Consider the following 13,419-nt stretch of genomic DNA (forward strand, 5'->3'; position numbering starts at 1 on the left):
ACGACCTGCTCCGGGGTGTGACGCTTCCTGCTGTTCGACATGATCTGACCAGTCTCCCTGCCCGCAACCACAGGCGACAGGACGACTCCCAGAACCACCGGACCTAAAAAACGGGGTCAGCCCACGCTCTTCTAGGCGGCAAGCTGAGCCTCGACACGGTCACTCATACGATTGGCCAGTTCCCGATCACGAGTCATCGTGGAATGCTGGTAGCGCAGCACAACCCGCATATCGGCATGGCCGCCTCGGCGCATCAACTCGGCCAGGGTCGCGCCCTCTTGCGCAAAGAGGGTCAGGCCGGTGTGCCGAAGAGCATGGAATCGGAATCCCAGCGGCACGCTCTTGGCCGTATCGCGGGCGTCACCCCAGAGATGCCCCCACTTGGTGTGTGACAGCGGCACGCTGCCACGGACGCTGGAAGGAACCACGGGAGCCTTCGCCTCGGACGCGACGTTGTCTCGCAGATGCTCCTTGAGACGCTCCACCATGATCCGCGGAACGCTCAGTGCTCGCTTGCCAGCCTCGCTCTTCGGGTCCGACATAGCGCCCGTGTTCGCGTTGAACTGCCGGCGCACATGCAAAGTGGCAGTGCCGTCGTTATGCCACTGGATGTCCCGGCGCTGCAGTCCGAGGCACTCACCACGACGCAACTGGCACCAAGCGGCAAGCAGGACCATGATCGAGTACAGATCCGGCGTCGCCTCATAGAGGGCTTCGACCTGCTCCGGAGTCGCAACGTCATCCTCTGGATCATGATCGTGATCATGCCGCACCGATTCCTGCTTGGGGATCGAAATGGGAGGTGCCGCCGGGATGATCCCGTCTCGAGCTGCCTGTCGCAGGATCATCATGAGCACGATCAGCACCGGACGGGTGATGCCGTTGAACTTCGACTTCGGATTCAGCGGCGCCGGAATCTGATCCAGACGACGGGTCATGACCCGAATGCGAGCCATGTCAATGCGTTGGATCTCCGTGTCGCCGAACTCGGGAATGAGGTATCCGGTGACCTTGCTCTTGTAGGAGCGCACCGTGGCGATCGCCCGCTTCTTTCCTCCCCGTGTCGGTTCGAGTCGAATAAATTCGATCCAGCGCTCGGCGTACTCGGCGAAGCCGATCGACCTCGCTTTCTCGGCCTCGGCTTCCGCTCGACGCCGAGCCGCGACGACCGAGGGTGGCTCCCATTCTCCCTGCGCGATCTTCGTGTGCACGCTGGCGAGCCACGTGCGAGCGTCGGTCTTGGTGAGGAACGTCAACGGCTTGTCGTCCTCCGTGCGGGCCGAGTGCATCTGCCCGTCTGGGGCCGGGTAGCGCGCCTGCCACCGTCCTGAGGGGAGCTTCCGCAGGCTCCCCCAGGTCTCTCTCTTCGCCGCCGTCTCAAGCTTCTTCGTGGTGCTCATCGTGCCCTCCAGGTGCCGCGAATGGACTCACGCGGACCGTCGTGCCACTCCGTGCCACTAGGTCGTGCAGTCCCTTCGAACCGGCCTCTCACCTGGCCTTTTACGAGCTCCGACGCGAGCCCAATGGCACGCTGTGGCACGCAGCCGGTGGCAGGCTGCCCCCAAATTTCGGGCTGCGAGCCACCCCGCGCTTGGCTGGAAGGTGCGCTCGTGCCACCCCCGTGCCATACCGAACGGATACTGATGTTCATCTGTGCTCTCCTCTGTCCTTCGGATGGACGCACGAAAAAAGGCCCGGACCTGCAGAAACCTGCGGGTCCGGGCCTCCCATCAGCCCTTTCGGGCCTCAAGCAAGCTCTGGGGTCTCAGAAGTCCCAGTCCTCATCCTCCGTGTTCACGGCCTTGCCGATCACGTAGGAGGAGCCGGAACCGGAGAAGAAGTCGTGGTTCTCATCCGCGTTCGGGGACAGCGAGGAGAGGATGGCCGGGGACACGTCCGTCATTTCCCGCGGGAACAGGGCCTCGTAGCCCAGATTGTTCAGTGCCTTGTTGGCGTTGTAGTGCAGGAACTTCTTGACGTCCTCGGTCCAGCCGACCGAGTCGTAGAGCGCCTCGGCGTAGGCCACCTCGTTGTCGTAGAGCTCGTCCAGCAGCTCGTACGTGTACGCCTTGAGCTCCTCCTGACGCTCCGGGGTCTCCTGCAGCAGACCACGCTGGTACTTGTAGCCGATGTAATACCCGTGCACGGCCTCGTCGCGAATGATCAAACGGATCAGGTCCGCGGTGTTGGTCAGCTTGGCGTGCGAGGAGAAGTACATGGGCAGGTAGAACCCGGAGTAGAACAGGAAGGACTCCAGCAAGGTGGAGGCCACCTTCTTTTTCAGCGGGTCGTCACCCTTGTAGTACGTCAGCACGATGTCGGCCTTGCGCTGCAGGTGCTCGTTCTCGCGCGACCAGCGGAACGCCTCGTCGATCTGCTTCATGGACGACAGCGTGGAGAAGATAGACGAGTAGGACTTCGCATGCACGGATTCCATGAACGCGATGTTCGTGTACACGGCTTCCTCGTGCAGGGTCTTGGCGTCCGGGATCAAGGAGACCGCGCCCACGGTGCCCTGGATGGTGTCCAGCAGGGTCAGGCCCGTGAACACCTTCATGGTGAGGTCCTGCTCCTCGGCCGTGAGCGTCTTCCACGACTGGACGTCATTGGACAGCGGGACCTTCTCGGGGAGCCAGAAATTGGACGTCAGACGGTCCCAGACTTCGGTGTCCTTCTCGTCCTGGACGCGATTCCAGTTGATGGCCTCCGCCGGGTGGCGGAGCAGTTCGACCTTCTCGGTGGTCATGGCGCGCACTGGCTCCTTCGTGGATGGGGGTTCCCGCCCCGCTGGATGACGCCGACGGCGCTCGGCGGGCGAGCGCTGCACACCGGTTCTCGCGGGGTCGGCTGGCGCGCGGGACGACTTCCCAGGGTACTCCACTTCAGGCGGGAACGAACGGGGCCCGATTCCTTCCACCCCGGACCCATCGCGTCATGTTCCCTCAGGGTGAACCCCGTGTCGGGGTCCTTCCGTATGTGACGGAAGCCGTGCAGGATGAACGTACCGACCCGACACCGGGCTGGTTCACCTACCGGAAGGACACAGATCATGCCGGATCTCGGAGGACTCGCGGACAAGGCCAAGGACGCCGCCGGAAACCACCAGGACAAGGTCGACCAGGGCATCGACAAGGCGGGTGACGCCGTGGACGAGAAGACCGGTCACAAATTCGAGGGCCAGATCGATCAAGGCCAGGACGCCGCGCGCGATCGGCTCAGCGGCAACGAGTGATCTGTACCGCCGCGTGAGAACGGGGTCCCTTCCGATCGGAAGGGACCCCGTTCTCACGTCGGCTCGAGGGTGCGCCCCACGGGCTCGAGGGCTCCTCTCACGGACCGGTCACCCGCGCGGGGGCGACGCCGCGGCGTCGCCACCGCTCTCGCGGGTCTCAGGCCTCGTCCGCCTCCCGGGCGAGTGCCGTGAGGCGGGAGACCGCCCGGTAGTACTTCTTCTGGTAGCCGCCGGCCATCATCTCCTCCGTGAAGACGCGGTCGAACGGCACGCCCGTGGAGAGGATGGGCAGGTCCCGGTCGTACAACCGGTCCGCGAGCACCACGAACCGCAGCGCCACCGCTTGCTGGTCGATCGTGCGCACCCCGCGCCACGCGATCGCGTCCAGGCCCTCGATCAGCGCACGGTAGCGCGAGGGGTGCACGCGGGAAAGGTGTTCCACGAGCGCGTCGAAGTCGTCGATCGCCACACGCCGACCCGCGAAGTGCTGTTCGACGGCGGCGTCGAGCGCGGCGTCGTCGGGCAGGGGCGACGGCGCGTTCGGCAGTCCGCGGTGACGGTAGTCCTCGCCGTCGATGCGCACGACCTCGAACTGGGAGGACAGCACCTGGATCTCACGCTGGAAGTCCTGCGCCGCGAACCGGCCTTCGCCCAGTGAACCGGGCAAGGTATTGGACGTGGCCGCGAGCTTGACGCCCGCGTCCGCGAGTTCGCGCATGAGCCGGGACATCAGCACGGTGTCCCCGGGGTCGTCGAGCTCGAACTCGTCGATGCACACGAGGGTGTATTCCTTCAGGGCGTCCACGGTGCGGCGGAACGTCAGCGCACCCACCAGGTTGGTGTACTCCACGAACGTGCCGAACGCCTTGGGCCCGGGCACGGCGTGCCACAGGGACGCGAGCAGGTGGGTCTTGCCCACGCCGAACCCGCCGTCCAGGTAGATCCCCTGCGCCGCGCCGGAACTCTTCTGCCCGCCGAAGAGTTTGGAGAAGAACCCGCCACCGGAGGCGCCGCCCCCGGACGCGCCCGCCGCGAAGGTCTTGAGCTTCTCGACCGCCTGTGCCTGCGAGGGCTGGGACGGATCAGGGCGGTACGTGTCGAACGACACCTCCCCGAAGCGTTCGGACGGGGTGAAACCGGCCAGCAGTTCATCGGCCGAGACGCGTGGATCGCGCTCCACGAGGTGTTCGATCTGAGTGCTCACGTGACAGGGCCTCCCGACCGGTTCCGGATCGCGCGCCGCGGCGGGCGCGCACCGGGACCGGTCCTGCGGTAAACGGACAGTACGTGGGACGCGCCGGGCGTCCCGTTCTCCCACGATGCTACCGGTCAGCCCGTGGTGAACACGGCGACCGCGTATGACGGCACACGCGGGCCGGCATGCGCCGGGTGCGCGCGCACCACTACGCTGGAGAACGAGACGCGCACGGCACGTGCGTGCGCAGCGCCCACGACAGCACAAGGACAAGGAGAAGTCTCATGGCTGTAGAAGCAGAGCAGAACGACGCGTTCGCGCAGTACGCGCACCCGGAACGTCTGGTGTCCACGCAGTGGGTGGCCGATCACGTCGGCACGCCCGGCGTCGTCGTCGTCGAATCGGACGAGGACGTCCTGCTGTACGAGACCGGGCACATCCCCGGGGCCGTCAAGGTGGACTGGCACACGGACCTCAACGAACCGGACACCCGCGACTACGTGAACGGGGAGCAGTTCGCCGAGGTGATGTCCCGCAAGGGGATCTCCCGCGACGACACCGTGGTGATCTACGGCGACAAGTCCAATTGGTGGGCCGCCTACGCCCTGTGGGTCTTCACGCTGTTCGGTCACCGGGACGTGCGCCTGATGAACGGCGGGCGCGACAAGTGGATCGCCGAGGGCCGCGAACTGACCACGGACGCGACCCCCGTGACCCCCACCGAGTACCCCGCGGTGGAGCGGGACGACTCCGTGATCCGCGCGTACCGCGAGGACGTGCTGGCCGCGCTGGGCACCACTCCCCTGATCGACGTGCGCTCCCCCCAGGAGTACACGGGCGAGCGCACCCACATGCCCGACTACCCGCAGGAGGGCACGCTGCGCGGCGGACACATCCCCACCGCGGCGTCCGTGCCGTGGGCCCGGGCCGCCGCCGAGGACGGGACGTTCAAGTCCCGCGAGGATCTCGACGCCATCTACCGCGACGAGGTCGGGCTCGGGCAGGACGACGACGTGATCGCGTACTGCCGCATCGGCGAGCGTTCCTCGCACACGTGGTTCGTGCTGACCCACCTGCTGGGCTTCGACAACGTGCGCAACTACGACGGGTCCTGGACCGAGTGGGGCAACGCCGTGCGCGTGCCCGTGGCGCAGGGTGAGGAACGCGGCGAGGCCCCCGGGGCCGCGCGGTGAGCACCCAGGACCTGCCCGAACAGTTGCGGGAGCTGGTGACCGAGTTCCACGAGGTCCCGGAACCCGACAAGCTGCAGTTGCTGCTCGAGTTCTCCCGTTCGCTGCCCGCGCTGCCCGCGCGGCTCGGCGAGCACCCGGAGGAACTCGAGCAGGTCACCGAGTGTCAGTCGCCGTTGTTCCTGACCGTGGAACTGGACGGGTCCGGTGCGGACGCACCGGTCGCCCTGTTCTTCTCCGCGCCGGCGGAAGCGCCCACCACGCGCGGTTTCGCGTCCATCCTGCACGAGGGGCTCAACGGCCTGCCGGCGTCCCAGGTGCTGGACGTACCCGACGACCTGCCGGAACGCTTCGGGCTGACCAAGCTGGTGTCCCCGCTGCGCATGCGCGGGATGTCCGCGATGCTCGGTCGGATCAAACGCCAGATCCACGCCCGGCTCGGCGAGTGAGCGCCGCGGGCAACCAGTCACGGATGGCCCGCTCGTAGCGTTTGCGGTCGATGTTCCATTCCTTGGTGTGCCGGGCCCCGGAGAACCCCACGAAGTCCACGTAGGGACTGCGATTGGCGAGTTCCACGGACCCGGCCACCGGGACCACCTCGTCGTCCGTGGAGTGAAGGATCAGGGTGGGCGTAGTGATGTCCTCCCAGCGGGAGAGCCAGTCCAGGGCATGCAGGTCCAGGGGCGCGGCCAGCCCGGTGATCCGCGGGCCCATCCGGTGGGAGATCAGGTCCGCCGCCATGCGACCCACGCGCCGCGGGATGCGGTGGATCCGGGTCTGGTGAGCCAGTAGCTCGTACCAGTCCACGACCGGTCCCGTGAGCACCAGCGCTCGGATGCGGTCGCGGTACTCGGTCAGTTCGGTCGTGCGCAACACAATGGCCCCGCCCATGGACCACCCGAACAGCACGATGTCCGACGCTCCGTGGTCCAGCGCATAGCCGATTCCCGCCTGGATGTCCTCCCATTCGGTGAACCCGAGCCCGTAGCGCTGATCCGGGGTGGAGGGTGCCTCCTGGTCGTTGCGGTAGGACAGGATGAGGGAGTGCAACCCCAGTTCGTGGGCCACCCTGGCCCCGCGGATGCATTCCGGGCGCTGGGCGCCGCGGCCGTGCACCATGACCGCCCACGTGCCGGTGTGGTGTGCGGTGGCCGTGTCCCCGTCCCCGGGGATGACCCACGCGGGCGCGGGCCCCAGCGGCGTCTCCACGTAGATCTTGCCGTAGGCCAACCCGGCGTCCGACGGTCGCGCGTACACAGTCCCGGTCCACCACCCGCGCTTGCCCACCGCGAGTTCCCCGCGGTACACGCGCTCCACGAGCCGCGTGACGGTGCCCCCGGTCTGGCGCACGATGAAGCCGATCCGCGCGAGGCCGCGACCGTCGTCGAACCGTAGGGCGTACGTCCCGGCGACCCGGGTGTCCGGGTTCGCGGGCAGCGTGATCAGTTCCTGTCCCGAGTTGGGGTCCTTCTCGAGCTTGAGCACCTGGACGTTGCCGGGCCGGGTGGACGGGGTGACCACGTGGCGCGCGACGAGCGCCGCCAGACCTCCCGACAACGCGAACGTCGCCGACGCCGCTCCGATACTCGCGGCGGCGCCCACCACCGCGCCGCGGCGCCACGAGCGCGCGTTCGAATCCTGCCCGGGGGTGATCAGGGTAGTCATGTCGTCATTCTGGCACGCGCCGATCACGGGGACCTGGATGGCGGGCCGGTCACCGCAGGCACCCCGAATACACGGTGCGCGCGAGCGTCGAACGGCGGCTACGCGACGTCGTACGGGCATAACCGGCGCGAACGCATGGTTGAACAGGGAGGAAGTCACATGACGACGAGAAGGAGGCGCCCCGTGACCACGGAGCCGAACCACGAGACGAGCGCCCGCACCGGCGGAGCCCTGAGCCCGGAGGCCGCCGCGGCGCGCACGGACGCGCAGTGGCGTGAACAACTGAACCCGCTCGAGTACCAGGTGCTGCGCCAGGCGGGGACCGAACGCCCCTTCACGGGCGAGTACGTGGACACCACCACGCAGGGCGTGTACGAGTGTCGCGCGTGCGGGGCCGAGCTGTTCCGCTCGGACACGAAGTTTTCGTCCCACTGCGGGTGGCCGTCCTTCTTCGCGCCGCTCGCGGAGGACCGGGTGCGCTACATCGAGGACACAACCATGGGGATGAAGCGCGTGGAGGTGCGCTGCGCGAACTGCGACTCGCACATGGGCCACGTGTTCGAGGGCGAGGGGTACGACACTCCCACGGATCTGCGCTACTGCATGAACTCGGTGTCCCTGCGTCTGGTTCCCGCGACGCAGGACTGAAGCGTCGATCCGATCCACCCCAGAACGACGCACGGCGATACGCACGAGCGACACGATGTCAAACGCGCGGTGAAGGATAACGGTGTGGTTAGTGTGACCTTGTGGGAGCGGTGACCGAGCTGAACAGCACTCCGGACGTGTTTCGCGCAGTCGTGCAAGCCCTGGAGACTGCCCGCTTCCGCCCGGAGATCGCACTGCGCCGTATCGTCCCCCCGCACGGACTTGCTCCGCACGCGATCTCCTTCGCCGCGGAAGTCGTCCGGGGTCCCCATCGGCGCGACACCGCACCCGACCGGCCCCGCACCGCGGACGACGCACCGGCGGCCGGGCGTTTCGTGGTGTTGTACGACGAGTCCTGCCCGCAGCCCTGGGAAGGTCCCTTCCGGATCGTGAGCTGGTTCCGGTCCCGCACGGACACCGCCATGGGCCGGGACGACCTGCTGACCGACGTCGGTTGGTCCTGGCTCACGGACACGCTCACCGAGCACGGTGCGCAGTTCACCGCCGAGGGCGGTACGGCCTCCCGCACGGTGGAGCGCCACTTCGGCAGCCTGACCGAACATGCAGACTCCGCCCAGGTGGAGGTGCGTGCGTCCTGGACCCCGGTGCCCCACATCGGCCCGCCGCACTGGGCCCTGACCCACCTGGGTGCGTGGGCCCAGGTGTTGTGCACCGCCGCCGGTCTGCCACCCCATCACGAGGGCGTCACCTACCTGTAACCGGCCCCGTCATCCGTCCCGTCCGGCGGTGCGGATCACCTGCACCGCCGCCGATCCACCCTCCGAGGAACATCCCATCAACAGCAACGCCAAGGACCCCAGGCCCTCTCGAGCTCCGGAGCCACCCGAGATCGTGGTCCCCGGATTCGAGCATCTGCACATTCCCGCGACCGTGCATCTCAACGGTCCCGCAGAGGGGCTCCCCCGCGTGGTGGACACCGCCCGCGGCCTCACGCGCGCCGCGGAGCAACTGGCCGCGGCCACGGGTCCCGTGGCGATCGACACCGAACGCGCCTCGGGGTTCCGCTACGGGCAGCGCGCGTTCCTCGTGCAGTTGCGCCGCGAGGGCGCGGGCACGATCCTGATCGATCCCGAGGCCGTGGGGTCCCTGGCGGTCGTGAACGAGGCCCTGCGCGACGTCGAGTGGGTGCTGCATGCGGCCACGCAGGACATGCCTTGCCTCGCCGAACTGGACATGCACCCGGACCGGCTCTTCGACACCGAACTGGGCGGTCGGTTGCTTGGGCTGCGCAAGGTGGGCCTCGCCTCCATGACGGAGGAGCTGCTGGGATTCACGCTGTCCAAGGAGCACTCGGCGGTGGACTGGTCCCAGCGCCCGCTGCCCGTGGACTGGCTCAACTACGCCGCACTGGACGTCGAAGTGCTCGTGCAGCTGCGCTGGGCCACGGAGGATCGCCTGGTCCAGGCGGGCAAGCTCGACTGGGCTCTCGAAGAATTCGACCACATCCGCACCCTGCCCCCGCCCGCACCGCGCCAGGATCCGTGGCGGCGCACCCACGGCGTGGGCAACGTCCGTGGCCGGCGCAAGCTGACCGCGGTGCGCAATCTGTGGCAGGCGCGGGAGTCGCTCGCGCGGCACAAGGACCTCGCGCCCACACGGTTGCTCCCGGACTCGGCGATCGTCGCGGCCGCCAACGCGATGCCCCGCACCGTGCCGCAGCTCATGGCCACCCCGGGCTTCCACGGTCGCCTGGCCTCGCGCGAGGCCACCCGGTGGCTCACCGCGGTCCAGGACGCCCGCAACACCGAGGAGCCCGTCCCCGCCACGATCCCCTCCAACGCCCTCCCGCCGGTCAAGGGCTGGGATGCCAAGCGCCCGGAGGCAGCGGCGCGGCTCAAGGTCCTCAAACCCGCCGTGGCGGAACTCGCCGAGCACCTGGAGTTACCCACCGAGAACCTCCTGACGCCCGAACTGTTGCGCCGGTTCTGTTGGCAGCCCCCGCGTTCCACCGCCGACGACGCCGTGGCCGCCCGGTTGCGCGAGCTCGGCGCCCGCTCGTGGCAGGTCGAGCACGTGACGCCCGTGATCGGGGCCGCGTGGCGTGAACTGCGCTCGCGGCGTCGGGCGGAGAAGACCACTGAGGGGCACGAGTAGATCGAGGGCGCGGAGTCGGCCGTGCACCGGACCGCTCCGGCCACGACACGACAGTGGCCGTGCACCCACGAAGGTGCACGGCCGTTGTCACGCGGCGGCGCGGTCACATGACCCGTGCCGCCCGTCGCATCAGTTCTTCATGTCCTTGGCGTCCGGACCCGGGTGCGCGGGCTTCATGTCCACCTCGTCCTCGGTCACGGCGGGCTCGGGCAGCTCGGCGCCCGAGTGCTTCGCGGGCGTACCGGAATCCTGACCGCCCTGGGTGGCCTTCTGCTTCACGGCCTCGGCACCGCCCTGCGCCTTGTCCTTAACGGACGCGGCACCCTGGGCGGCCTTGTCCTTGACGGCGGCCGCGCCCTCGGAGGCCTTGGCGCCCACGGTGCCGGCGGCCTTCTGCGCGCCCTCGGCGAGCTTCTCGCCCACCACGGGGACCTCGGACTTGACCCAGTCCGTACCCTCGGAGACCTTGGCCTGGACCTTGGGGTCGTTCCAGGTGTTCAGCGCGCTCTCGCGCAGGGACTCGTAGCTCTTGCGACCGGACGCGGAGCCGACCACGAAGCCGATTCCGAAACCGGCGACGAATGCAAGACGTTTGATCATGGTGCCTTCCTTCCTGTACCGCGGACCGGGATCCACCCGTCCGCTCCTGGTCCCATCGTACTGAGGAAACACCCCGCCCCCGCGCCCCACGCCGCGCCGTGACCGGTCCTAGGATTGGAGCCACCGCGTCGAAAGGATCGCACCGCCATGACCGTCCCACCCCTGCCCGAGGACCCCGCCGCCCGGACCAAGACCCCCTCCCCCGCGTTGTTCACGCGCCGACGCGCCGTGGGTGCCGCCGGGATCGCCACTGTGGGCGCGGTCGGGTTGAGCGCGTGCGGTTCGGGCGGCGGATCGGACGACGACGCCGCGGCCACCCCCACCGCGCCGGCCACCCCCGTGGACGTGGCCGCCGCCGCGGACATCCCCGTGGGGTCGGGGCTCAAGGTGGACTCCGGGGGTGTGCAGGCCGTGGTGGGACAGCCCACCGAGGGCACGTTCACCGCGTTCTCTCCCGTGTGCCCGCACGAGGGGTGCATCGTCAATCCCGCCAACCGGCAGTACGTGTGCCCGTGCCACAGCTCGGCGTTCGACATGGCCACGGGCGAGGTCACGGGCGGGCCCGCATCCAGGGGACTCACTGAGTACCCGGTCACGGTGCGCGACGGGCGCGTCATCGTGGGCTGAACCGCGCGGATCCGTTCGCCACGCACCACATCTGTCCGGCGGCAAACGGTCCGTGGGTCAGCGCTGGTGGTTCAGCGTCCCTCGCGCGGTTGCTCCCCGGAGCGCGGCACGGTGAACTGCGCGGCGTCTTCGGCCACGGGACGCGCGTACGGGACCTTGGTGCCCAGGACGGACGCGAGCGTGTCCTGGGCGATGCGCTGGGCGGTCAATCCCGTGTGCTGCAGGATCTGCTCGCGGCTCGCGTGCTCGAGGAACTCGGTGGGTAACCCCACCTCGTTCAGCGCGGTGTCCACGCCCTGGGCGCGCATCTCCTGGCGGATGAGCGAACCGATGCCCCCGGCGCGCACACCGTCCTCGATCACCACCACGATCCGGTGCGTCGCTGCCTGCTCCACGACCGCCTGCGGCACGGGCAGCACCCAGCGGGGGTCCACCACGGTGGAGGAGACACCGTGGGCGGCGAGGCGTTCGGAGACGTCCAGCGCGGTGACGCACATGGCGCCCACGCCCACGATCAGCACGTCGCGGTGATCCACGCCCTTGCCGGAAGCCTCGCCGTTGCGGGCGAGGACGTCCACCCCGCCGCTCAGTCGCTCGAGGGCGGGCAGCGGCGCACCCACCGCGCCCTTGGGGTAGCGCACCACGGTGGGTGCGTCGGAGACGGCAACCGCCTCGCGCAGCTCCTCGACCATGGTGGCCTCGTCCCGCGGGGCCGCGAGGTGCAGCCCCGGCACGATCTGCAACAGTGCGAGGTCCCACATCCCGTGGTGGCTCGGCCCGTCCGGGCCGGTGACGCCCGCGCGGTCCAGCACGACCGTGACGCCCGCGTGATGCAGGGCCACGTCCATGAGCAGCTGGTCGAAGCCGCGGTTGAGGAACGTCGCGTACAGGCCCACGACCGGGTGCAGCCCGCTGAACGCCATGCCCGCGGCCATGGTCAGCGCGTGCTGTTCGGCGATCCCCACGTCCACGACGCGCTGCGGGTGTGCTGTCTGCATCTTCTGCAGTCCCATGGGGATCAACATGGCGCCGGTGATGCCCACGATGTCCTCGCGCTCATCCGCGATCGCGGCGATCTCGTCGCGGAAGACGTGCGTCCACGAGCGGGCCGAGGCGGTGCTCGTGGGTTTGCCCGTGGTGGGGTCGATCACGGGCACGGAGTGGAACTGGTCGTTCGCGTCCAGGCGGGCGGGCAAGTAGCCGTGGCCCTTCTCGGTGATGGCGTGGACGATGACCGGGCCGCCGAAGTTGCGGGCATTCGTGAGCGCTTGTTCCATCGCGGCGAGGTCATGGCCGTCCACCGGACCCACGTACTTCATGCCGAGGTCCTCGAAGATCCCCTGCTGGACCACCACGTCCTTGATGCCCTGCTTCATCCCGTGCAGACCGCGGTACACGGCCTGGCCCAGGTGGCCCGAGGACGTCAGCAGGCGCTTAGCCTTCGCGAGGGTCTGCTCGTAGCGGCGGTCCGTGCGCACGGCGTCCACGCCCTGCTGCACGCTGGCCTGCAGCTCGCGCAGGTGGTTCGCGAACCCGCCCACGGTGGGCGCGTAGGAGCGGCCGTTGTCGTTGACCACGATCACGACTTTGCGGTCCCGGTCCGAGGCGATGTTGTTCACGGCCTCCCACGCCATGCCACCGGTCAGGGCCCCGTCCCCGATCACCGCGACGGTGTGCCGGTCGTCCTGGCCCGTGAGCGCGTAACCGCGCGAGATCCCGTCCGCCCAGGACAGGGACGACGACGCGTGGGAGGACTCCACGATGTCGTGTTCGGACTCCGCGCGGGACGGGTAGCCCGCGAGGCCACCCTCCTGGCGCAGGGTGTCGAAGTCCTGGCGACCCGTGACGAGCTTGTGCACGTAGGACTGGTGCCCGGTGTCGAAGACGATCGAGTCCTGGGGCGAGTCGAACACGCGGTGCACCGCGAGGGTGAGCTCCACGACACCCAGGTTCGGCCCCAGGTGACCCCCGGTCGCGGAGACGTGGGTGATCAGGAAGGAACGGATCTCGGCGGCCAACTGCTCCATGGCCGCGGCGTCCAGCCCCCGTAGGTCTTCAGGTCCCTCGATGGTCTCCAGAAGCGTCATAGCCTGCTCTCCGTGGATGTCTCGTCCTCTTCGGGTCCGCACCGGACGGGTGCTCGTCCG

At 68.7% G+C, this 13,419-nt stretch carries 13 protein-coding genes; 7 read left to right on the forward strand and 6 right to left on the reverse strand.

The window, feature by feature from the left end:
• Positions 1-131: 131 nt before the first annotated feature.
• Positions 132-1,400 (reverse strand): tyrosine-type recombinase/integrase, encoded by a 1,269-nt coding sequence (locus RF650_RS08710; protein ID WP_368814686.1) that lies wholly within the window; start codon positions 1,398-1,400, stop codon positions 132-134.
• Positions 1,401-1,765: 365 nt separating this feature from the next.
• Positions 1,766-2,746: a class 1b ribonucleoside-diphosphate reductase subunit beta gene (gene nrdF, locus RF650_RS08715; protein ID WP_085105975.1), complete on the reverse strand. Its 981-nt coding sequence runs from the start codon at positions 2,744-2,746 to the stop codon at positions 1,766-1,768.
• A 303-nt stretch (positions 2,747-3,049) separates the two neighbouring features.
• Between nrdF and RF650_RS08720 the strand changes: the two genes are divergently transcribed.
• Complete coding sequence (locus RF650_RS08720) at positions 3,050-3,232, forward strand: antitoxin (RefSeq protein ID WP_193519439.1); 183 nt, start codon at positions 3,050-3,052, stop codon at positions 3,230-3,232.
• A 157-nt stretch (positions 3,233-3,389) separates the two neighbouring features.
• On the opposite strand, the gene zapE is transcribed toward RF650_RS08720, so the two are convergent.
• The gene (gene zapE, locus RF650_RS08725; protein WP_064846785.1) at positions 3,390-4,436 is read right to left on the reverse strand and encodes a cell division protein ZapE; all 1,047 of its coding nucleotides are present in this window, start codon (positions 4,434-4,436) and stop codon (positions 3,390-3,392) included.
• Positions 4,437-4,711: 275 nt separating this feature from the next.
• Here zapE and RF650_RS08730 point away from each other — a divergent pair, with 275 nt between their 5' ends.
• On the forward strand, positions 4,712-5,620 hold the full coding sequence (locus RF650_RS08730; protein ID WP_085105973.1) for a sulfurtransferase: 909 nt from the start codon (positions 4,712-4,714) through the stop codon (positions 5,618-5,620).
• The gene (locus RF650_RS08735; protein ID WP_085105972.1) at positions 5,617-6,066 is read left to right on the forward strand and encodes a SufE family protein; all 450 of its coding nucleotides are present in this window, start codon (positions 5,617-5,619) and stop codon (positions 6,064-6,066) included. The genes RF650_RS08730 and RF650_RS08735 overlap by 4 nt, the downstream gene beginning before the upstream one ends.
• Here the strand turns inward: RF650_RS08735 and RF650_RS08740 are convergent.
• Positions 6,032-7,282, reverse strand: a complete 1,251-nt coding sequence (locus tag RF650_RS08740; protein ID WP_368814687.1) for an alpha/beta hydrolase family protein — start codon at positions 7,280-7,282, stop codon at positions 6,032-6,034. The genes RF650_RS08735 and RF650_RS08740 overlap by 35 nt on opposite strands.
• Positions 7,283-7,441: 159 nt before the next feature.
• Between RF650_RS08740 and msrB the strand changes: the two genes are divergently transcribed.
• The 3 genes from msrB to RF650_RS08755 all read left to right on the forward strand — a co-directional run bounded on the left by msrB (position 7,442) and on the right by RF650_RS08755 (position 10,045).
• On the forward strand, positions 7,442-7,930 hold the full coding sequence (gene msrB / locus RF650_RS08745; RefSeq protein WP_064846781.1) for a peptide-methionine (R)-S-oxide reductase MsrB: 489 nt from the start codon (positions 7,442-7,444) through the stop codon (positions 7,928-7,930).
• A gap of 110 nt (positions 7,931-8,040) precedes the next feature.
• On the forward strand, positions 8,041-8,649 hold the full coding sequence (locus tag RF650_RS08750) for a DUF3000 domain-containing protein (RefSeq protein WP_368814688.1): 609 nt from the start codon (positions 8,041-8,043) through the stop codon (positions 8,647-8,649).
• A gap of 133 nt (positions 8,650-8,782) precedes the next feature.
• Positions 8,783-10,045, forward strand: coding sequence for an HRDC domain-containing protein (locus RF650_RS08755; RefSeq protein WP_064846789.1), 1,263 nt, complete (start codon positions 8,783-8,785; stop codon positions 10,043-10,045).
• A 129-nt stretch (positions 10,046-10,174) separates the two neighbouring features.
• On the opposite strand, the gene RF650_RS08760 is transcribed toward RF650_RS08755, so the two are convergent.
• Entirely contained in the window at positions 10,175-10,645 is a 471-nt protein-coding gene (locus tag RF650_RS08760; protein ID WP_368814689.1) for a hypothetical protein, read from the reverse strand.
• A gap of 147 nt (positions 10,646-10,792) precedes the next feature.
• Here RF650_RS08760 and RF650_RS08765 point away from each other — a divergent pair, with 147 nt between their 5' ends.
• Positions 10,793-11,272: a Rieske (2Fe-2S) protein gene (locus tag RF650_RS08765; protein WP_368814690.1), complete on the forward strand. Its 480-nt coding sequence runs from the start codon at positions 10,793-10,795 to the stop codon at positions 11,270-11,272.
• A 71-nt stretch (positions 11,273-11,343) separates the two neighbouring features.
• Here RF650_RS08765 and dxs read toward each other — a convergent pair whose 3' ends face one another.
• Positions 11,344-13,359: a 1-deoxy-D-xylulose-5-phosphate synthase gene (gene dxs / locus RF650_RS08770; RefSeq protein WP_368814691.1), complete on the reverse strand. Its 2,016-nt coding sequence runs from the start codon at positions 13,357-13,359 to the stop codon at positions 11,344-11,346.
• Between the last annotated feature and the right edge of the window lie 60 nt (positions 13,360-13,419).

It is taken from the genome of Kocuria sp. CPCC 205297, assembly GCF_040981035.1.
In the GTDB taxonomy this organism is placed as follows: Bacteria; Actinomycetota; Actinomycetes; order Actinomycetales; family Micrococcaceae; genus Kocuria; species Kocuria marina.